Source organism: Pseudidiomarina fusca (assembly GCF_032227045.1).
GTDB lineage: Bacteria > Pseudomonadota > Gammaproteobacteria > Enterobacterales > Alteromonadaceae > Pseudidiomarina > Pseudidiomarina fusca.
In genome coordinates this window covers 1-20,056 of record NZ_JANFPJ010000035.1, presented here as the reverse complement: position 1 = coordinate 20,056, position 20,056 = coordinate 1, and the positions used below count along the sequence as shown (strand labels likewise).

20 protein-coding genes are annotated in these 20,056 nt (G+C 47.0%); 13 read left to right on the top strand and 7 right to left on the bottom strand.

Annotated features, from left to right (window positions below):
* Positions 1-114: 114 nt before the first annotated feature.
* Positions 115-1,818, bottom strand: a complete 1,704-nt coding sequence (locus NOG12_RS11900) for a S8 family serine peptidase (protein WP_313933363.1) — start codon at positions 1,816-1,818, stop codon at positions 115-117.
* 199 nt (positions 1,819-2,017) lie between these two features.
* On the opposite strand from NOG12_RS11900, the gene trmA reads away from it, so the two are divergent.
* Positions 2,018-3,121 carry a tRNA (uridine(54)-C5)-methyltransferase TrmA gene (gene trmA, locus NOG12_RS11895; protein ID WP_153827258.1) on the top strand — a complete coding sequence of 368 codons (1,104 nt, stop codon included), beginning with the start codon at positions 2,018-2,020 and terminating at the stop codon, positions 3,119-3,121.
* 1 nt (position 3,122) lies between these two features.
* On the opposite strand, the gene NOG12_RS11890 is transcribed toward trmA, so the two are convergent.
* From NOG12_RS11890 to efp, 3 genes are all read right to left on the bottom strand, one after another.
* Positions 3,123-3,503 carry a MerC domain-containing protein gene (locus NOG12_RS11890; RefSeq protein ID WP_110076991.1) on the bottom strand — a complete coding sequence of 127 codons (381 nt, stop codon included), beginning with the start codon at positions 3,501-3,503 and terminating at the stop codon, positions 3,123-3,125.
* Between the two features lie 63 nt (positions 3,504-3,566).
* Positions 3,567-4,538, bottom strand: a complete 972-nt coding sequence (gene epmA / locus NOG12_RS11885; RefSeq protein WP_313933362.1) for an EF-P lysine aminoacylase EpmA — start codon at positions 4,536-4,538, stop codon at positions 3,567-3,569.
* An 18-nt stretch (positions 4,539-4,556) separates the two neighbouring features.
* The gene (gene efp, locus NOG12_RS11880; RefSeq protein ID WP_110076993.1) at positions 4,557-5,126 is read right to left on the bottom strand and encodes an elongation factor P; all 570 of its coding nucleotides are present in this window, start codon (positions 5,124-5,126) and stop codon (positions 4,557-4,559) included.
* A gap of 110 nt (positions 5,127-5,236) precedes the next feature.
* On the opposite strand from efp, the gene epmB reads away from it, so the two are divergent.
* Positions 5,237-6,235, top strand: a complete 999-nt coding sequence (epmB, locus tag NOG12_RS11875; RefSeq protein ID WP_313933361.1) for an EF-P beta-lysylation protein EpmB — start codon at positions 5,237-5,239, stop codon at positions 6,233-6,235.
* A gap of 32 nt (positions 6,236-6,267) precedes the next feature.
* Here epmB and NOG12_RS11870 read toward each other — a convergent pair whose 3' ends face one another.
* From NOG12_RS11870 to NOG12_RS11860, 3 genes are all read right to left on the bottom strand, one after another.
* Positions 6,268-6,777 carry a DUF3016 domain-containing protein gene (locus NOG12_RS11870; protein WP_313933360.1) on the bottom strand — a complete coding sequence of 170 codons (510 nt, stop codon included), beginning with the start codon at positions 6,775-6,777 and terminating at the stop codon, positions 6,268-6,270.
* 212 nt (positions 6,778-6,989) lie between these two features.
* Positions 6,990-8,624 carry a chaperonin GroEL gene (groL, locus tag NOG12_RS11865; protein ID WP_110076995.1) on the bottom strand — a complete coding sequence of 545 codons (1,635 nt, stop codon included), beginning with the start codon at positions 8,622-8,624 and terminating at the stop codon, positions 6,990-6,992.
* A gap of 12 nt (positions 8,625-8,636) precedes the next feature.
* Positions 8,637-8,930 (bottom strand): co-chaperone GroES, encoded by a 294-nt coding sequence (locus NOG12_RS11860; protein WP_110076996.1) that lies wholly within the window; start codon positions 8,928-8,930, stop codon positions 8,637-8,639.
* Between the two features lie 195 nt (positions 8,931-9,125).
* On the opposite strand from NOG12_RS11860, the gene cutA reads away from it, so the two are divergent.
* The 11 genes from cutA (at position 9,126) to purD (ending at position 19,980) form a co-directional block, all read left to right on the top strand.
* Positions 9,126-9,455, top strand: a complete 330-nt coding sequence (gene cutA / locus NOG12_RS11855; RefSeq protein WP_110076997.1) for a divalent-cation tolerance protein CutA — start codon at positions 9,126-9,128, stop codon at positions 9,453-9,455.
* Positions 9,452-11,248, top strand: coding sequence for a protein-disulfide reductase DsbD (locus NOG12_RS11850; protein WP_313933359.1), 1,797 nt, complete (start codon positions 9,452-9,454; stop codon positions 11,246-11,248). Before cutA ends, NOG12_RS11850 begins: the two co-directional genes overlap by 4 nt.
* Positions 11,249-11,404: 156 nt before the next feature.
* Positions 11,405-11,872, top strand: a complete 468-nt coding sequence (aroQ, locus tag NOG12_RS11845; protein WP_153827254.1) for a type II 3-dehydroquinate dehydratase — start codon at positions 11,405-11,407, stop codon at positions 11,870-11,872.
* 24 nt (positions 11,873-11,896) lie between these two features.
* A complete protein-coding gene (gene accB, locus NOG12_RS11840; protein ID WP_313933358.1) occupies positions 11,897-12,352 on the top strand; it encodes an acetyl-CoA carboxylase biotin carboxyl carrier protein in 456 nt (151 codons plus the stop codon).
* Between the two features lie 23 nt (positions 12,353-12,375).
* Positions 12,376-13,725, top strand: a complete 1,350-nt coding sequence (accC, locus tag NOG12_RS11835; RefSeq protein ID WP_313933357.1) for an acetyl-CoA carboxylase biotin carboxylase subunit — start codon at positions 12,376-12,378, stop codon at positions 13,723-13,725.
* 5 nt (positions 13,726-13,730) lie between these two features.
* The gene (gene prmA / locus NOG12_RS11830; RefSeq protein WP_313933356.1) at positions 13,731-14,612 is read left to right on the top strand and encodes a 50S ribosomal protein L11 methyltransferase; all 882 of its coding nucleotides are present in this window, start codon (positions 13,731-13,733) and stop codon (positions 14,610-14,612) included.
* Between the two features lie 124 nt (positions 14,613-14,736).
* A complete protein-coding gene (dusB, locus tag NOG12_RS11825) occupies positions 14,737-15,702 on the top strand; it encodes a tRNA dihydrouridine synthase DusB (protein ID WP_110077003.1) in 966 nt (321 codons plus the stop codon).
* Positions 15,703-15,719: 17 nt separating this feature from the next.
* On the top strand, positions 15,720-16,013 hold the full coding sequence (fis, locus tag NOG12_RS11820; RefSeq protein ID WP_110077004.1) for a DNA-binding transcriptional regulator Fis: 294 nt from the start codon (positions 15,720-15,722) through the stop codon (positions 16,011-16,013).
* A 160-nt stretch (positions 16,014-16,173) separates the two neighbouring features.
* On the top strand, positions 16,174-17,742 hold the full coding sequence (gene purH, locus NOG12_RS11815; RefSeq protein ID WP_313933355.1) for a bifunctional phosphoribosylaminoimidazolecarboxamide formyltransferase/IMP cyclohydrolase: 1,569 nt from the start codon (positions 16,174-16,176) through the stop codon (positions 17,740-17,742).
* A gap of 88 nt (positions 17,743-17,830) precedes the next feature.
* Positions 17,831-18,679, top strand: coding sequence for a class I SAM-dependent methyltransferase (locus tag NOG12_RS11810; protein WP_313933354.1), 849 nt, complete (start codon positions 17,831-17,833; stop codon positions 18,677-18,679).
* 11 nt (positions 18,680-18,690) lie between these two features.
* The gene (purD, locus tag NOG12_RS11805; protein ID WP_110077007.1) at positions 18,691-19,980 is read left to right on the top strand and encodes a phosphoribosylamine--glycine ligase; all 1,290 of its coding nucleotides are present in this window, start codon (positions 18,691-18,693) and stop codon (positions 19,978-19,980) included.
* Positions 19,981-20,056 lie beyond the last annotated feature (76 nt).

Here is a 20,056-nt window from a genome sequence, read left to right as displayed (position 1 = left end):
CAAGCGCCTTTTTCAACTTTTTAAGTGTTTTTTTACTGACTGCTGATTTTGTGTTCACCCCGCATAAAAAAAGCTCACAAAGGTGAGCTTTTTGTTACTAATCCAGTGAAAAGGCTATTTTTTACCGCCTTTACCATTTCCTTTACCGCTACCAGGATTACTACCATCTTCTCCCCCAGTATCACCGCCACCGGTATTATCACCGCCATTTCCACTACAACCATAACTATCTAAGTAATCAACCGCGGCTTTTGCCTGTACTAAGCCGTAACCATAGGCATTGTCTTTACCGCTAGTACCTAAGTCTTTAGCTGTGTTGGTTAGTGCGGTGCGAATATCTTGGTTGCTACAGGTTGTATGAAAAGACCAAACAAGTGCTGCAACACCAGCAACATGCGGTGATGCCATTGACGTACCATCAAAGAAAGCCCAATCGCTGGTAGCTGAACCTACTGAGGTGCTACTACCGAGTTGGGTTAACAAAGTCGCACCATCGGCAGCGCTAATACCGACTGCTGGGATACTGGCAGCATAATCACCTAGGGCTGCCAGTAACTCACCCGGTTCATTGTTATATATAACAGCACCCACACCACCACCGGCTTCACAGGCTTGTACCTTTTCAGCGAAAGATACCACGCCACGTTCAATCAAGCAGACTTGATTAGCTACATTTGTACATGCTGCATCAGCAATGCCGCAAGCAGCTAAAGCGCCCGTGGCAATAATTGGCAGCGCGCCATCGATCGAAGTGGCTGTGTATTGGGTGTTCGCTACGGTTAATTCTACTTTTTCACCGGTACCCCGAGGTACAGAAGATAAAACACTGACCCCAGGTGCAGCCAACTCAACTTGATCTGTCTGTTGAGAAAAGCTGGCTATTTGTTCGTTAGCATCAACTGCAGCGACTGATACGACCGATGCATAAGAAGCAGGATAAGAATGTCGTGTATTGCCGTCATTACCTGCGGCAGCGACACTTAGCACGCCGGCATTGGCAAGATTGGTAAAAGCTCGTTCTTCAGCTTTGCTCGCACGAGAACCACCTAGACTCATATTGATTACTTGGGCGCCGGCTGTTACACATTCATCGGTCGCGGCAATCAATGAAGAAGAATAGGCCCAACCCGATTCAGCAAAGACCTTCACGATGTGAAGATTGATTTGCCCATTTGGCAACACTCCAACAACGCCTTCACCATTGGTTAACGCCGCAATAGTTCCGGCAACGTGGGTACCATGGCCGTTCTCATCGGTATACCAATTGCCGGTACCAGCATCAAAACTACCAGAAACATTCGTCTGAGGCAGATCCGGATGGCCTAAATCATACCCTGAATCGATAATACAAAGAGTTCGACTACCTGCGGCACCATCACTCAATAAGTCTGCTTGTACCTGACTGATGCCGTAAGGCTTACCAGGTTCGTATTGAGTACTGTAGAGATAGCGCTTCTCATCCGGCTCTACTGAAATCACATTCGGATTATTACGTAGCCCCTGAATTGCATTAGCAGAAACTTCCAACGCCATCATGTTACGTTCAGGAAGATCAAGAACGATAAACTTAGGAGGCCAGGGCTCTCTTGGTTTTTCTTTTTTTTTAGTATCCGTAGGCGGAGGCGTTGGCTCAGGTTTGCTGGCATCATTTGCCATCACGTAGTCAGCTATAAGTCTTTGTGTACCTGGTTTGAATTCGACTAACACTCGCTCTTTGTTGTGGCCAGCCGAATCGGGCTGCTCCGCATGAACGGCCGATGCAACACACAAGGCCGCCGTGGTTATGGCAAACATTCCTAACTTGGACACTTTAGACATAGCTGAAACCTTTTTATATATTGTTCTATTTATGGGAGTTTCTTAGATAAAAATATCTAACCCTGTCATCATTGTCTATATTTCCGATAGGTGCAATGTCATAGGTAGATTTTTACATTTTGAATTGCTCGGTCATGCTAGTAGACATTTTTAAGTCGAAGGTTACAATGCCCAGTCTTTTTTAGCGATAGGAGCAACCATGACTACAGGTGCAGTTAATCCCGCCCACTATGCCAGTCAACTTGAGACTAAAGTAACGCGCTTGCAACAGCTGCTGGCTCCTTATACTGCGGCATCGCCAACAGTATTTTCCTCGCCGGCCTCACATTATCGGATGCGCGCCGAATTTAGAGTTTGGCATGACGGCGATGACCTGTTCTACATCATGTTTGACGCAGAAACGCGCGCTAAGATACGCACCGATCAATTTCCAGTAGGGAGTGAGCTTATTAATCACTTGATGCCGGCCATTATTGACTACGTTAAATACCAACCGGTACTGCGCAATAAGCTTTTTCAGGTAGAGTTTCTTACCACAACCACAGACCAAGCACTGATTTCATTAATCTATCATCGCCAATTAGATGAAGAGTGGCAGTTATTCGCACAGCAATTAAAGCAGCACTTAAGCCAATATGGTGAGATTCATATTATCGGCCGAGCAAAAAAACAAAAAATCTGTCTTGAGCAAGATTGGGTGACTGAGACTTTAACGATTGCCGGGCGTGATTACTCTTTTCAACAAGTTGAAAATAGCTTTACGCAACCTAATGCTGCAGTAAATAAGCATATGATTGAATGGGCCCTAGCAGCCACACAAGACCGTCCTGGCGACTTACTCGAACTGTATTGTGGTAATGGGAATTTCAGTTTGCCGTTAGCACAAAACTTTGACCGGGTGTTGGCTACAGAAATAAGTAAAACTTCTGTCGCTTCTGCCATTTATAACTGCGAATTAAATAAGATAAAGAATGTCACTTTAGTTAGGATGTCTGCTGAAGATTTCAGTGCCGTTCTGGCTGGCAGTAAACAATCTCGCCGCGCGACTGAGGCCGATGTTTTGAGTTTTAATTGCCAAACGGTTTTAGTGGATCCGCCAAGAGCTGGATTAGATATGGATACGATTGAGCTTGTACGTCAGTACGAGATGATTGTTTATATTTCCTGTAACCCGGAAACCTTAGCTGAAAACATTGGCCAATTAGCCAACACTCACGAAGTTACCCAAACGGCGTTATTTGATCAGTTTCCATATACTCATCACATGGAAGCCGGGGTTATCCTAACTCGTAAAGTGCAATAGCCTATTGCACTTGAGGCTTGATCGGACAGCTGCGTACTAATCTTAAGTTAACCCAGTGCGCAGCAATGATCAGACCGGCACCAATGAGAATAACTAAAGGTTCAGCAAACTCACCAAAGCTATCTTTATTCCAGTAAACAGCGCCACCGCAAATTAATAATAATAACGGGTACCATTGCGCATGTTTCCGCACGCCGAAGCCTAAGGCGATAAGACCAATCACAATACTCAACGAAAGGATGGTACGCTCTAAAAACTCTTCGCCAATAAAAGATAAACCAATCACCGACAACAACGGCAAAATCACAGGCAAAGCGAGGCAATGTAACGCACATAAGGTGGTTACCCAAATACCAGTTTTGTCGAGCGAACGTTGCGTCATGATAATCCGTGCTTTTACTTAAGGTGTGCCAAGACAGTCGTGTTATATTATAACATTACTTAATTAGGCGCAAGACAGATCAAAAGGTAGCACAGATTGAATGTTCGCCTTTTTGCTTTGGATCATGAGTAATCGGTCAAACCCTAAAGCGACTCCGGCACAGTTCGGAAACCCTGCAGCAAGTGCTTGTAGTAATCGCGTGTCGGCTGCAGCTTGAGGACGCCCCAACTGCAAACGTAGTTGATTATCTATCGCAAAACGTTGGGTTTGTTCAGCTGCTTGCGTGAGCTCTTGATAGCCATTGGCAAGCTCTATTCCGCCTGCATACACTTCAAATCGCAAGGCCACACGACTATCATCAGCGGCAATTTCTGCCAAGGCTGCTTGGCTACTCGGAAAATGAGTGACAATGGTTATTGCGTCAACATTTAAGCGAGGCTCAATCACACAAGCCATGGCTAATTGCAATAAAGTGTCTCGATCGTCCTCGCGCTCGGCTAAATCTGCAACTTCGGTGTAATCACTTAAAGCCCGTTGCAGTTGCGAGACTGAAGCCGCAAGAGGATCAACTGCGAGATAACGCTGAAAGAGCTCTTGATAGGTTTGTTGGACAACCATACGCTCACCCAACACTAATAATAGGAGTTCGACGACTTCCGCAATAAGCTCTGCCATCGTAAAGCCAACACGATACCATTCTAACATCGTGAATTCAGGGTTATGCCGTGGCCCTACTTCATCATCCCGAAAGACTTTTCCAAGTTGATAAATGCTACAACCATAAGCGGCAAGCAGACGCTTCATGGCGTACTCGGGTGATGTCTGTAGATAGAATGGCTGGTTTGGTAACACCGCAACTCGGGTTTGCAGATTACTCAGATGAACATCGGTTACGCCATAGCGTGACAGCAATGGCGTATCCACTTCTAGCACCTGACGTTGCCAGAAAAACTCTCGAAGTTGGCGTAGCAATGCTGCCCGTTGTTGCAATAATTCTAACGACGCGGATGGCCGCCAATTATCTGATAGCTGCACTGCTATGCCCTAACTGATTTACTTTTGTACGCGTGATACGTATTCGCCAGAGCGAGTATCTACTTTAATGATTTCGCCAATCTGTACGAATAATGGAACCCGAACCACCGCGCCTGTAGACAACGTAGCTGGCTTACCACCGGTACCAGCAGTATCACCTTTCAAACCAGGATCGGTTTCAACGATCTCTAACTCAACAAAGTTAGGTGGTGTTACCGCGATCGGGTTACCGTTCCAAAGTGTTAACGTACATACATCTTGCTCAACTAACCATTTGGTCATGTCGCCCACAGCTTTTGCATCGGCAGCCAATTGCTCAAAGGTTTCGTTGTTCATAAAATGCCAGAACTCGCCATCGTTATAGAGATAGGCTAAATCAACATCAACAACATCCGCACCTTCTACTGAGTCACCTGATTTGAAGGTCTTCTCAACAACTTTGCCGCTGATTAATTTACGAATACGAACACGGTTAAAGGCTTGCCCTTTACCAGGCTTAACCATTTCGTTTTCTACAATTGAACAGGGCTCACCATCTTGCATGATTTTTAAGCCAGCTTTAAATTCGTTTGTGCTGTAATTCGCCATAGCTTCCTCGTATGCTTTTAAATTAAGCGATTTCGCGCGCAATAATAAACCATAACGCAGTATTTTTCAGGTAAAATAATTCGTTCGTGGAAATAATAAGTAGGTTTTTTGTGTCCGATTCTCAAGCAGTATCCATTCGTCCTCTGTGGCAACAGCAGTTAGCGCAAGCAATAACCTCACCCGAACAGCTTGGTGAGTTACTGCAACTACCGGCTAGCTGGGTTGCTCAACATCGCGAAGCAAGGCGTCTGTTTCCACTTCGGGTGACGCCTCATTTTGTGAAGTTGATGCAGCCAGGTGATTGCAATGACCCTTTGCTCTTGCAGGTGATGCCGCACCAGAACGAATTTACTGAACATCCAGAATTTACCAAAGACCCTTTAGCTGAGCAGTCTAATACACAGCCGGGGATTCTACATAAATATAAGTCGCGCGTGTTAGTTATCTTAAAAGGTGGCTGTGCGATTAACTGCCGCTATTGTTTTCGTCGTCATTTTCCTTATCAACAGCATAGCTTTGGTAGGTCTGAACTGGCCAGCTTAGTTGCCACCATAGCGTCGGATACCAATATTAATGAAGTGATTTTAAGTGGCGGCGATCCCCTTTTGGCTACCGATGAAAAGCTTGATGAGATACTAACAACCTTAGAGCAACTACCGCAATTACGCCGCATACGAATCCATTCACGGCTACCCGTAGTATTGCCGACGCGATTAACCAGCAAGCTTGCCGAGCGCTTAGCCCGAAGTCACCTGCAAGCTATTCTGGTGTTGCATATCAATCACCCGCGAGAAGTAGCAGACGAATTAGCTGCGGCCGCACAAGTTTGGCATCAAGCCGGTGTTACGCTGCTAAATCAAAGCGTGCTGTTAAAGGGTATTAATGACTCGGCTACCTGCCTCAGTGAACTAAGCGAAAAACTCTTTGCCGCCAACATCATGCCTTATTATCTACATCAATTAGATAAAGTGGCTGGTGCCAGTCATTTTGCCGTTACCGATGAGGCAGCCCTTAAGCTGTATCAACAATTATTAGCTGAACTACCGGGTTTTTTAGTGCCAAAGTTAGTTCGAGAAATTGCCGGCGAAGCAAGTAAAACGCCACTCTGAAGGAGTGGCGTTTGCAGTATTCAAAGAGCTAGTTAAAAATACTCTTTAAAGTTATCTTTAAACCAATCACGAAGCAGTTGTTTCTCAAAGTAAACATTATCACGGCTACTACGCATGATTTCACGTCGAGTAATAATGCTACCTAAATCTTTTATCCGTTCCTCACCTTCTTGGATAACTTGTCCGTTAGCATCGGTATAACTGTAGGTAAACTTAATCATTGGATAACTAATCTCGTCGACCACACGCTGATAGCGCATTCCAGTATCAACAAAGACCGGCTCAACACGCCCAGTTAAATCGAGATCATTAATAGTTATGGTGAACTGATGATCGGCTGGCAGCTTCTCAGCTAATTCACCAATATAAGCAGTAAGTTCGTCCATAACACGCTGTTCAAAGCGGTCTTGTTTATCGCCAACAGCTTCAATATCAAAGAATTTTTTGGGGTCACCCCAACTAACGTTCGCTTCCGCCGCGATCGCAGTTTGATGACATAGCCCAGCTAACATTAAACCAGTTACTAATAGAGTTTTTTTCATCTTTTGAGTCCTCCTACTGAGACGCTCGATATCGCATTCTATGCGCTTCTATTAGTTTAGACGCTACTCGGATTAAAAGTGTGACATACAAAATAAAAAAAGGGAGATGCCGAAACACCTCCCTCTTTCACTGTCAACAAAAGCGTCAACAAAACTGTCAACACGATTGCATAACCCTTTGTTTTTATACGGGTTAATTGACGGCCTTAATATTACATCATGCCGCCCATTCCACCCATGCCACCCATATCTGGAGCAGCTGGCTCATCTTTTGGCACTTCCGCTACCATAGCTTCGGTAGTAATCATCAGGGCCGCGATAGATGAAGCAAACTGTAACGCTGAACGAGTTACTTTGGTTGGATCCAAAATACCCATTTCTAGCATGTCGCCATACACGTCTTGACCTGCGTTGTAACCGTAGTTACCTTCGCCGTTTTTCACGTTATTGGCTACTACAGAACCTTCAGCGCCAGCGTTAGTAGCGATTTGACGCAGTGGTGATTCCATCGCACGAAGTGCTAACTTGATACCTACGTTTTGGTCTTCATTATCACCACGTAAGTCAGCAAGTTTGCTAGCAGCTCGCACTAATGCTACACCACCACCAGGCACAACGCCTTCTTCTACCGCTGCGCGAGTTGCATGCAGAGCATCTTCAACACGTGCTTTTTTCTCTTTCATTTCTACTTCAGTCGCAGCACCTACTTTAATAACTGCAACACCGCCAGCAAGTTTAGCTAAACGCTCTTGCAGTTTTTCGCGGTCGTAATCAGAAGTAGTTTCCTCTACTTGTTGACGAATCTGAGTAACACGGCCTTCAATGGCTGCTTGGTCGCCATTACCATCAACAATCGTGGTGTTGTCTTTGTTGATCACTACACGTTTGGCAGTACCTAGATCTTCAAGTTGAGCTTTCTCTAGTTCCATACCAATTTCTTCTGAAATCACAGTACCGCCAGTCAATACAGCGATGTCTTGCAACATAGCTTTACGGCGATCGCCGAAGCCTGGTGCTTTTACTGCCGCTACTTTCACGATGCCACGCATGTTGTTCACAACCAAAGTAGCTAAGGCTTCGCCTTCAACATCTTCGGCAATAATCAACAATGGCTTACCTGATTTAGCTACGCCTTCAAGAACTGGTAACAATTCACGAATGTTAGATACTTTTTTATCAACCAATAAAATAAACGGACTTTCTAATTCGACAGTGCCGTTTTCTTGGTTATTGATGAAGTATGGCGATAAGTAACCACGGTCAAACTGCATACCTTCAACAACGTCAAGTTCATCTTGCAATGCTTGACCTTCTTCAACCGTGATAACACCTTCTTTACCTACCTTTTCCATCGCTTTAGCGATGATTTCACCGATGGTGCTATCTGAGTTAGCAGAGATAGTACCTACCTGAGCGATAGCTTTGGTATTGTCACAAGGTTGTGAAATTTTCTTCAGCTCTTCAACAGCACTGATGACGGCTTTATCAATACCGCGTTTCAAATCCATTGGATTCATGCCCGCAGCAACCGCTTTTAAGCCTTCGTTGACAATTGATTGTGCCAACACAGTAGCGGTGGTAGTACCGTCACCTGCTTCGTCATTAGCTTTAGAGGCAACTTCTTTCACCATCTGTGCGCCCATGTTTTCGAACTTATCTTCTAGTTCGATTTCTTTGGCTACTGAAACACCATCTTTGGTGATCAAAGGTGCGCCAAATGATTTTTCTAGGACGACGTTACGACCCTTAGGGCCCAAAGTTACTTTAACTGCGTCAGCAAGAACGTTCACGCCTTTAAGCATGCGTTGACGTGCACTGTTTCCAAAAATGACTTCTTTAGCTGCCATGTTTATTTCTCCTTAGCCTTCTACGATCGCTAGAATGTCTGATTCGCTCATGATCAAGTACTCTTCACCCTCGATCTTTTGCGTCTTAACACCATATCCTTCGTTAAATAGCACGGTATCGCCAACTTTTACGTCTAGCGCTTTCACCTCGCCATTTTCAAGGATACGACCGTTACCTACAGCTACAACCTCACCTTGGGTTGATTTTTCTGCGGCTGAACCGGTCAATACAATACCACCAGCAGATTTAGTTTCTGCTTCTGAACGCTTAATGATCACTCGATCATGTAAAGGACGAAGTTTCATCTTGGATAACTCCTAAACCTAAGTTTGTGGGTTGATAAAAGCTTTGGGGATGAACCAAAGCAGTTAAAAAGTGAATGTGCACCAGTTATGGGGGGTAAAAATAAGAACTCAAGGTGCAATGATAAATTTTTTTTGTTTTCGTATACTGGTCGTAAGATAGTCTTTTAGCGTACTCAATGAGAAGAGATAAAACTAATGCCAACATCGTCAACCTATCGTATTGTGGTATGCAGTTGTCCTAGCAAGCAATCAGCCAAAGCCATTGCTGAAAAAGTTTTACGAGCGCGCTTAGCTGCCTGCGTTAATATTTCATCGCCAACAACATCCATGTATTGGTGGGATGATCATATCCATGCCGATGAAGAAGTCTTGTTGCAGATCAAGACAACCGTAGGCTGTCTTGAGGCACTCTTTGCGCTGGTGCAACAAGCACACCCCTACGATGTGGCGGAACTTATTGCTGTGCCTATTACGGAAGGCTCACCCGATTATTTAAATTGGATAACACAGGTCACCCAATCATGACAGTTAAGCAGTACCCTCTCGTTATTCTCTCTACTTTATTAGCGCTGGTATGGATGCTCACTGCTGGGGCTCAGGCACAACAGTTTCAGCTCCAAAGTAGTGACCCTTTTCAACAACCCGAATTCTTACCTGTTGACGAAGCTTTTGCGTTCAATTTCAAGCAAGACGGCGATCAACTGACCTTACAATGGACCATTGCGCCATCTTATTATCTCTACCAGCACCGATTTGTGGTGAAAAGTGATGTGGCTTTGCAAGCGCAACCACAATTACCAGAAGGTGAGCCCCACTTTGATGAGTTTTTCGGCGAAACGGTGGTGTATCGCGATTACGTTGAAATCACTTATGAGTTGCAGCAGGCGGCGCCTCAACAAACTTTCGTGATTTCTTATCAGGGCTGCGCCGATGCCGGTTTATGTTACCCGCCCACGGATAAAACCATTGAGCTGAATGCCGTTCAAGCCACTGGCACGGCAGTGTCTTTTGAGCAGATCACTGAGAATAGTCAACAATCAGAATCTGCTAGCATTTTTGATGCAATTCATGAGCAGCCCCTGTGGTTGTCGCTGGGGTTATTTTTAGTCCTCGGGATTGGCTTAGCTTTTACGCCTTGCGTGTTGCCTATGTACCCGATTATTTCTGCCATCATCATGGGCTCTTCTGGGCCTGCTGCATCGGCTACTGGCTCGACAACAGCTGCGCGTAAACCCTTAACGACGCTGCGTGCATTTACCTTGTCGTTCGCTTATGTACAAGGGATGGCCGTGACCTATTCAGCACTAGGTATTGTGGTAGCCCTAGCTGGATTGCGCTATCAAGCCATGTTGCAGCACCCAGTTTTGTTAGTGGTGCTAGCCCTAGTGTTTGTGTTGCTGGCCCTGAGTATGATGGGTGTGTATACCATCACCTTACCGAGTAAGTGGCAAAATTACCTCAATAGTATTAGCCAAGGTCAACGTGGTGGAGCACATTCCAGTGTCTTTATCATGGGCGCCCTATCAGGATTAATAGCCTCACCATGCACTACCGCTCCGCTTTCTGGCGTGCTGCTATTCATTGCTCAGTCGGGCGATATCGTAAATGGCGGGGCCATTCTATATGCATTGAGTATCGGCATGGGCCTCCCCTTATTAGTGTTTGGAGTAACGGGTGGCAAACTATTGCCTAAAGCCGGCGCTTGGATGAACACAGTAAAACGGTTGTTCGGCGTTATCTTGCTCGCAGTTGCGCTCGTGTTAGTAGAACGCCTCTTGCCCTTTCACGTAGCAGATTGGCTATGGGTGCTCTTTATCTGTGCTAGTGCGATTTACCTTATTGTTAGCGGCTGGGCTGAAATGGCGCGTAAGCCAGCAATGGTGTTCAGCAGTGTTTGGCTGATTCTTGCTAGTGGCTTACTCTATGCCTGGTGGCCACAGCCTAGCAGCGCTCATTTGCCTTTCAAACAAGTGACTTCTGTTGCTGCAATTGAGGCCGAGTTAGCAGCAGCCGCAGCTAATCAACAGTGGGTGATGTTAGATTTGTACGCCGACTGGTGCGTTGCTTGTAAAGAGTTTGAGCGCTACACCTTTGCTAACGAGCAGGTTCAGCACGCCTTGAGCGATGTGCGCTTGCTGCAAGCAGACGTTACCGCCAACACGGCTGAAAACAATGCAATATTGCAGCACTACCAGGTATTAGGTTTGCCTACCATTTTATTTTTCTATGCCGGCGAGGAAGTTCAAGGTGCCAGAGTCACCGGGTTTTTACCGGCGGATGAATTTACAGAGCATGTGAAAAGTACAACAGAAAATTAAAGATTGCAGCGAACTGCGGTGATAAGACCAGTATTTTGCTGCGTAATCTCATTTTTTCTCTATAATGCCAAGATAAGCATGGAACTAGAGGCCAAATTTGGCCTCTAATTCTCTAAATTCCTAGAGACATGACGTTTCGCAGCAGATCGCAGCATTATGACGACAAAAAATGCCAGAACATCAAGACTATTGCTTCTCAATGGCCCCAACCTTAATTTGTTAGGCACTCGTGAGCCCGATATTTATGGTTCACAAACCCTCAATGATATTGAGCATCAACTGCGGCAACAAGCTGAGCAGTTAAACCTTGTTTTAGACTGCAGACAGTCTAATGCTGAGCATCAACTGCTTGAGTGGATTCATGAAGCTAGAACCACCCATGTCGATTTTATTCTAATCAACCCAGGCGCCTTTACTCATACTAGCATTGCCTTGCGTGATGCCTTGGCCGGGGTAGCTATTCCTTTTATCGAAGTACATCTTTCCAATATTCATGCACGCGAAGCCTTTCGTAAGCATTCTTATTTATCAGACCTAGCCGTAGGGGTTATCTGTGGACTTGGCGCGCAAGGCTATGGCCTCGCGTTGCAAGCAGCCCAGCAGCACTTACAGCACAACTCATAACATTTAATTAGGTAATTAATACTCATGGATATTCGTAAAATTAAGAAATTAATCGAACTGGTAGAAGAATCTGGTATCGCTGAATTAGAAATTACCGAAGGTGAAGAATCCGTTCGTATTCATCGTGGTGGCAGCCACAGCGCTCCGGTCCATTATCAAGCGGCACCGATGCATCATTATCCTGCTCCGGCACCAGCTCCGGCGGCGGCAGCACCTGCAGCAGAAGCAGCAGCGCCAGAAATTTCAGGCCATGTTGTTAAATCACCTATGGTAGGTACTTTCTACGCAGCTCCAGCACCGGGTGCCGCTGACTTTGTAAGCGTTGGCCAACAGGTGAAAGCTGGCGAAACCTTATGCATTGTAGAAGCGATGAAAATGATGAACCAGATCGAAGCCGACAAAGGCGGAGTGGTGAAACAAATTCTCGTAGAAAACGGTGAGCCGGTTGAGTTTGATCAGCCATTATTTGTTATTGAGTAACGGCATCTGCCAGGACCAAAATCATGTTAGATAAGGTTGTTATAGCTAACCGAGGCGAGATTGCGCTGCGTATTTTGCGCGCCTGTAAAGAGCTCGGAATTAAAACCGTAGCGGTACACTCTACCGTTGACCGCAATTTAAAACATGTGCTGCTAGCCGATGAGTCTATCTGTATTGGCGATGCACCTGCTACTAATAGTTATTTGAATATTCCACGCATTATTAGTGCGGCGGAAATTACTGACGCAGCAGCTATCCACCCGGGTTATGGCTTTCTTGCTGAGAATGCCGACTTTGCCGAACAAGTAGAAAACTCTGGTTTCATTTTTGTCGGCCCAACCGCTGATGTTATTCGCCTGATGGGCGATAAAGTTTCTGCTATTGAGGCGATGAAGAAAGCAGGCGTGCCTTGTGTGCCTGGCTCTGGCGGTCCGTTAGGTGACGATGAAGCCACCAACTTAAAAACCGCTAAGCGTATTGGCTATCCAGTGATAGTAAAAGCTGCTGGGGGCGGCGGTGGTCGTGGCATGCGGGTCGTGCGTAAAGAAGACGAACTGATTCGCGCTATTAGCACCACCAAAGCAGAAGCCGGAGCAGCCTTCGGTAACTCCATGGTGTACATGGAGAAGTTTTTAGAGAATCCTCGCCATATTGAGATTCAAGTGTTGGCTGATGGTCAAGGTAACGCCGTTTACTTAGGTGAGCGAGATTGTTCGATGCAACGCCGCCACCAAAAGGTCGTTGAAGAAGCGCCAGCACCAGGCATTACCGCAGAGATGCGTAAGTTTATTGGTGAACGCTGTGCCAAAGCCTGCATCGAGATTGGCTATCGTGGTGCCGGTACGTTTGAGTTCCTTTACGAAAACGGCGAATTCTATTTCATTGAAATGAATACCCGTATTCAGGTTGAGCATCCAGTTACCGAAATGGTTACCGGAATCGATCTCATTAAAGAGCAACTGCGCATTGCCGCGGGTCGTCAATTATCGATTTCACAAGAAGACGTAGTGATTCGCGGACATGCTGTTGAATGCCGGATTAACGCTGAAGATCCAGCAACTTTTATTCCATCGCCGGGTACCATCACCCGCTTCCACCCACCAGGTGGTTTAGGAGTGCGTTGGGATTCGCATGTGTATGCAGATTATCGAGTACCACCTAATTACGATTCGATGATTGGCAAGTTAATTACCTATGGTGAAAATCGTGATGTAGCAATAGCGCGTATGCGCAATGCGCTGAGTGAGTTAATCATTGAAGGTATTAAAACCAATGTGCCATTGCAGAAAGACATCATGGCCGATGAAAACTTCCAGCACGGTGGCACGAACATCCACTATCTAGAGAAAAAGCTCGGCATGGGTGGTCACTAACGCCTATGCCTTGGATTCAACTTACCGTATCGGCTCCTGAAAAGCATGCGCCCCTTGTGGGCGACATGCTGCAGGGCAATGGCGCTATGGCCGTCACCTATCGCGATGCCCAAGACAACCCGATTTTTGAGCCTCCGCTGGGCGAACTCATCTATTGGCAGGAAACTCTAGTGACTGGTTTGTTTTCAGCTGAAACCGACCTTAAGCCAATCCTCGCTAACCTGCGCAAATCGAGTTACTTCAAAGACGAGCTACAATACAAAACCGATGCTCTAGAAGACAAAGATTGGGAGCGTGAGTGGATGGATAACTTTCATGCCATTCGTTTTGGTCAACGGCTGTGGGTTTGCCCTAGCTGGCGTGATATCCCCGAGCCCGATGCGGTCAATATCATGCTCGACCCGGGGATGGCCTTTGGTACAGGAACTCACCCTACTACGGCACTTTGTTTGGAATGGTTGGATAGCGCTGAGGTGACCGGTAAGACCGTGGTTGATTTTGGCTGTGGCTCAGGTATTTTGGCGATTGCAGCATTGTTGCTGGGTGCCAAACAGGCTATTGGTACCGATATCGATCAACAAGCTCTGATTGCCAGTACCGCCAATGCTGAGCGCAATGGTGTTGCTGAACGCTTAGCCGTGTATTTACCAAGTCAGCAACCGGAGTTACAAGCCGAGTTGGTCATGGCCAATATTTTGGCCGGCCCCTTACAAGAATTAGCTCCGGTCATTAGTGCTTTTGTTGCTCCAGGCGGTGAACTCATCATGTCTGGCATTCTGGAGCGTCAAGTTCCGGCAGTACAAGCCGCTTATAACAAAGAATTCGACTTTAGCCCGGTTCGTGTCAGCGAAGGTTGGGTGATGTTACACGCAAAACGCAAACACTAGTCTTGAGTAACTTTGTCAAGTGGAAAAAATGCAAAAAAGGCTGTTTTTGTACAAATTACAGCCTTTTCTTTCTGCGCTAAATTCCCTAAAATTTCCGACCCTTGAGTTGCACAGTTTTTAACCGATGCGGATCGGACCATATCCAATAGAAAATCCGGTAATTCTCGCACCCATGGCCGGTGTGACAGACCTTCCATTTCGACAGCTCTGCTTAGAATTGGGAGCCGGGTTGGCAGTGTCCGAAATGCTCTCGAGCAATCCGCAAGTGTGGGCCACTAAAAAGTCGCAAGACCGAATGGGCCATGCTGATGAACCTGGGGTGAAAGCTGTGCAAATTGCAGGGTCAGAACCTGAATTGATGGCTGCGGCTGCTGTTCACAATGTTGAGCACGGAGCGCAAATCATTGATATCAATATGGGCTGCCCAGCAAAAAAGGTGAATAAGAAATTAGCCGGCTCGGCCCTGCTGCAGTATCCAAAGCTTGTAGAAGCTATTCTAACTGCTGTGGTAGCTGCTGTGGATGTGCCAGTCACGCTAAAAATTCGCACAGGCTGGACGCCTGAGCATCGTAACGGAGTAACCATTGCCCAAATTGCGGAGCAAGCGGGAATACAATCGTTAGCCGTACACGGACGTACTCGAGCTTGTATGTACAAAGGCCACGCCGAGTACGACACCATCAAAGCAATCAAGGCGGCGGTGTCGATACCCGTAGTTGCTAATGGCGACATTACGACGCCAGAAAAAGCACGCGAGGTTTTAGCGTATACCGGTGCCGACGCCATCATGATTGGTCGCGGCGCCCAAGGTAATCCTTGGTTGTTTCGTGAGATCGCCCATTTTTTAGCAACGGGCGAACACTTAGCACCACCAACGGCGCACGAAGTTAGCCGAGTTGTGCAGCAGCATGTGAAACGCTTGCACGCACACTATGGTGACTTTAGCGGTGTAAGGATTGCCAGAAAACATGTGGGTTGGTACTTGCAACAACAACAACCCAATGCGGATTTTCGCCAGCAGTTTTTGGTGATTGAGGATGCAGCCGAGCAACTCGACGCCTTGGCGAATTTTTTTGTAACAGTAAACTAAAGAGATAGAGCGCACCTATGTTTGATCAAAACGCACATCGTGACCCGGTTTCTCCATTTACCACCATTGGTAACAATGCCCAGCCGAAGCCACTACGTGATTCAGTAAAGCAAGCCATGAACTCATTCTTAAAGCAATTAGAAGGACATGATCCTGAAGAATTGTATGAGTTGGTTTTGGCTGAAGTTGAAGCACCGTTGTTAGAAGAGGTCATGACTTACACGCGTGGTAATCAAACCCGCGCCGCGACAATGCTTGGCATTAACCGTGGTACCTTGCGTAAGAAGCTGAAAAAATACGGCATGAACTAAGTGCCCCCAAAAAAAGAGCGCCTGGTGTGCTCTTTTTTTCTTTCTAATCCTCAGTTTTTAACGCCTAGGTTATTTGCTAACACGTACTTAAATTAACTATCTTAGTTTACTGGTATCTACTGAATACTTAATACTCACTATTAAAGAAAGGTAACATTTCATGCAACACCGCCCTATTCAACGCGCTTTACTCAGTGTTTCTGACAAAACTGGCATTGTCGAATTTGCTCAGGCTTTGGTGCAGCGTGGCGTCGAGCTGCTCTCAACAGGTGGTACGGCAGCCTTACTGCGCCAGCACCAAATTGCCGTAACAGATGTGTCAGAACATACTGGCCAGCCGGAGATTATGGACGGTCGCGTAAAGACCTTGCATCCTAAAATTCATGGCGGCATTTTAGCTCGTCGTGATCGAGACCAAGCAGTGATGCAAGAGCAAGGTATTGCTGCCATAGATATGGTGGTAGTAAATTTATACCCGTTTGCAGAAACTGTCGCGAAACCAGATTGTAGCCATGCTGATGCGGTAGAGAATATTGATATTGGTGGCCCAACGATGGTGCGTGCAGCCGCCAAAAATCATCAAGACGTGACTATTATTGTGAATGCTGATGATTACGCCGCAGTTATTGCCGAGATGGATGCTAATCAAAACAGCCTAAGCTTCGATTCTCGTTTTAACTTAGCGATTAAAGCTTTTGAACACACAGCTCAATATGATGGCATGATTGCTCAATATTTTGGCGCACGGTTGCCCCAGCAAAGCAGTAAATTCCCACGTACCTTTAATACCCAGTTACAGAAGAAACAAGATTTACGCTATGGCGAAAACAGCCATCAGCAAGCCGCTTTTTATGTTGAGCACAAACCAGCAGAAGCATCAGTCGCCACTGCGATTCAGCTGCAGGGTAAAGAATTATCCTTTAATAACATTGCCGACACTGATGCCGCCCTTGAGTGTGTGAAATCTTTTACTGCACCAGCTTGTGTGATTGTGAAACATGCCAACCCATGTGGCGTGGCAATCGGTAACCATCCGTTGGATGCTTATGAACGCGCCTTTAAAACCGACCCAACCTCAGCCTTTGGTGGCATTATTGCTTTTAACCGTGAGCTCGACGGTGAGACTGCAGCTGCAATTGTGGCGCGTCAGTTTGTCGAGGTCATTATTGCCCCAGTGATTAGCCAAGCGGCTAAAGATGCACTCGCTAGTAAAACCAATGTGCGCGTACTCGAGTGTGGCGAATGGGCACCACAACGAGTACCAAGTTTCGACTACAAGCGCGTTAATGGTGGCTTGTTGGTGCAAGACAACGATTTAGGTGAAATCACCATAGCCGATCTCAAAGTGGTTACCGACAAGCAGCCAACTGCCGCGCAGTTGGAAGACTTGTTATTCTGCTGGAAAGTAGCCAAATTTGTGAAATCTAATGCGATTGTGTATGCCAAAGACGGTATGACGATTGGCGTTGGCGCCGGCCAAATGAGCCGTGTCTACAGCGCCAAGATCGCTGGTATCAAAGCTGCTGATGAGAACCTTGAGGTAGCAGGCTCGGTGATGGCATCCGATGCCTTCTTCCCCTTCCGAGACGGAATTGACGCTGCTGCTGCCGCTGGTATTACTGCCATTATTCAACCCGGTGGATCGATTCGTGACGAAGAAATTATCGCAGCTGCCAACGAGCATGGGATCGCCATGGTCTTTACTGGAATGCGCCATTTCCGTCACTAATTCGTAGGTTATTGAGAGCGAGCTTAGTTGCTAACTGAACGATTAGCGCTAAGCTCATATAACTTAATGATGCAAAAGGAAACTAGCGATGCCCACTAAACGCCAACTATTAACCGGTGTAGCCGTAGCGCTACTGTTTACTCCGTTACTGGGCGCCTGCTCGAATGAAGCAGCTGCCCCTGCTCACAGCACCGCATTGGCCGAAGCCATGAATAGCCCGGCGCGCACGCCAAGCAACATGCAACGAGATCAGTACCGAAATCCCCAAGCAACACTCGAGTTTTTTGAAGTGGAGCCGCACCACACAGTGGTCGAGATTTGGCCAGGTGGTGGTTGGTATAGCGAAATCCTAGCCCCTTATCTGCATCAGCATGGGCAACTCTATGCGGCTGGCTTTGCCACTTCTGACGAGCGTGGTTTCGCTATTCGTGCGCGCGCTAACTATGCCGAACGAGTTGCTAACGATGCTATGTTCGGTAACGTCATCATCACTGAATTTTCGCCCTTAGAGAATAGTACTATTGCACCACCAGCAAGTGCTGATAGAGTGCTCACCTTCCGTAACCTGCATAATTGGTACATGGCCAGTGGTGAAGCCGGTATGAAAGGTGCCTTTGCGACCTTTTATCAAGCTCTCAAACCCGGTGGCATGTTAGGGATTGTTGATCACCGGTTACCGGAAACTCGTCCGGATAGTGATATGGAATCAAGCGGCTATATCAAAGAAAGCTATACCATCGCACTCGCTGAGGCGGCTGGATTTGAACTGGTTGCGCGCAGTGAGATCAATGCGAATCCAAACGACACCACTGAGCATCCACGCGGCGTATGGACCTTGCCACCAACCTTAGCTGCCGGCGATCAAGATCGCGACAAGTATATTGAGATTGGTGAGAGTGACCGCTTTACGTTAAAATTTGTTAAACCTCATAATTAACGAGTACCTTCATGAAAGTATTGGTAATTGGCGGCGGTGGCCGCGAACATGCATTAGCTTGGAAAGCCGCACAGTGTCAGGGTGTGGAGCAAGTGTTTGTCGCTCCTGGTAATGCCGGCACTGCTATTGAAACTGGTATCGAAAACGTGGCCATTGCTGCTGATGATATCGCTGCCTTACTAGCCTTTGCGCAACAACAACAGGTTGCCCTGACAATTGTAGGCCCAGAAGCGCCACTGGTTGCGGGCGTCGTTGACAGTTTTACCGCAGCGGGCCTCACTATTTTCGGGCCAACTCAGGCCGCAGCTCAACTTGAGGGCTCAAAAGCTTTCAGCAAAGACTTTTTAGCACGTCACCAAATACCAACCGCTGCCTATGGCACCTTTACGGACGTTGAAGCCGCACAAGCCTATGTGCGTGCGCAAGGCACTCCAATCGTCATCAAAGCTGACGGCTTAGCTGCTGGCAAAGGCGTGATCATTGCGCAAACTCTTGCTGAAGCTGATGCTGCTATTGCTGATATGCTGGCAGGTAACCGCTTTGGTGATGCGGGTAGCCGAGTAGTGATTGAAGAGTTCTTAGTTGGTGAAGAGGCGAGCTTTATTGTCATGGTGGATGGCACTACGGCGCTGCCGTTTGCCTCGAGCCAAGATCATAAAGCACGTGACAACGGCGACCAAGGCCCTAATACGGGCGGTATGGGGGCTTACTCCCCAGCCCCTGTGGTTACCCCTAGTGTGCACGAATGGGTGATGCAGCATGTGATTCAGCCAACCATAGAGGGTATGGCAGCTGAAGGCCATCCTTACACTGGCTTTCTCTATGCTGGTTTGATGATTGCAGCAGACGGCAGCGCCAAAGTACTTGAGTACAATTGCCGCTTTGGTGATCCTGAAACTCAACCCATCATGATGCGCTTACAGTCTGATTTAGTTGAACTGTGCTTAGCTGCCTGCGCCGGCCAATTAGCTGGTCGTGAGATTCAGTTTGATCCGCGTGCGACTGTGGGCGTGGTGATGGCGGCTGGCGGTTATCCAGATGGCTATGCCAAAGGTGATGCGATTTCAGGCATTACTGAAGCTGAAGCCACTGGCGTGAAGGTCTTTCATGCTGGCACGGCTCTCAATACTGAAGGGCAAGTAGTGACGGCCGGCGGCCGCGTTCTGTGTGTGACTGCTATTGGCGATAGCGTAAGCGCTGCTCAACAGCAAGCTTATGCTGGCGTTAGTAAGATCCGTTGGAACCAGGCATTCTATCGCACTGACATTGGCTATCGTGCCATTGCTCGTGAACAAGCCTAATTAGCTTTAACCCATAAAAAAGCTGGCTTTCGCCTAATGCCAGTCAGTTAAGAGCTGACTGGCATTTTTTTCTCGC

Bases quoted from the DNA above. Each gene is read 5' to 3' on its own strand.
- NOG12_RS11900 (WP_313933363.1), bottom strand. From the start codon at position 1,818: ATGTCTAAAGTGTCCAAGTTAGGAATGTTTGCCATAACCACGGCGGCC.
- trmA (WP_153827258.1), top strand. From the start codon at position 2,018: ATGACTACAGGTGCAGTTAATCCCGCCCACTATGCCAGTCAACTTGAG.
- NOG12_RS11890 (WP_110076991.1), bottom strand. From the start codon at position 3,503: ATGACGCAACGTTCGCTCGACAAAACTGGTATTTGGGTAACCACCTTA.
- efp (WP_110076993.1), bottom strand. From the start codon at position 5,126: ATGGCGAATTACAGCACAAACGAATTTAAAGCTGGCTTAAAAATCATG.
- NOG12_RS11870 (WP_313933360.1), bottom strand. From the start codon at position 6,777: ATGAAAAAAACTCTATTAGTAACTGGTTTAATGTTAGCTGGGCTATGT.
- groL (WP_110076995.1), bottom strand. From the start codon at position 8,624: ATGGCAGCTAAAGAAGTCATTTTTGGAAACAGTGCACGTCAACGCATG.
- NOG12_RS11860 (WP_110076996.1), bottom strand. From the start codon at position 8,930: ATGAAACTTCGTCCTTTACATGATCGAGTGATCATTAAGCGTTCAGAA.
- cutA (WP_110076997.1), top strand. From the start codon at position 9,126: ATGCCAACATCGTCAACCTATCGTATTGTGGTATGCAGTTGTCCTAGC.
- NOG12_RS11850 (WP_313933359.1), top strand. From the start codon at position 9,452: ATGACAGTTAAGCAGTACCCTCTCGTTATTCTCTCTACTTTATTAGCG.
- aroQ (WP_153827254.1), top strand. From the start codon at position 11,405: ATGACGACAAAAAATGCCAGAACATCAAGACTATTGCTTCTCAATGGC.
- accB (WP_313933358.1), top strand. From the start codon at position 11,897: ATGGATATTCGTAAAATTAAGAAATTAATCGAACTGGTAGAAGAATCT.
- accC (WP_313933357.1), top strand. From the start codon at position 12,376: ATGTTAGATAAGGTTGTTATAGCTAACCGAGGCGAGATTGCGCTGCGT.
- prmA (WP_313933356.1), top strand. From the start codon at position 13,731: ATGCCTTGGATTCAACTTACCGTATCGGCTCCTGAAAAGCATGCGCCC.
- dusB (WP_110077003.1), top strand. From the start codon at position 14,737: ATGCGGATCGGACCATATCCAATAGAAAATCCGGTAATTCTCGCACCC.
- fis (WP_110077004.1), top strand. From the start codon at position 15,720: ATGTTTGATCAAAACGCACATCGTGACCCGGTTTCTCCATTTACCACC.
- purH (WP_313933355.1), top strand. From the start codon at position 16,174: ATGCAACACCGCCCTATTCAACGCGCTTTACTCAGTGTTTCTGACAAA.
- NOG12_RS11810 (WP_313933354.1), top strand. From the start codon at position 17,831: ATGCCCACTAAACGCCAACTATTAACCGGTGTAGCCGTAGCGCTACTG.
- purD (WP_110077007.1), top strand. From the start codon at position 18,691: ATGAAAGTATTGGTAATTGGCGGCGGTGGCCGCGAACATGCATTAGCT.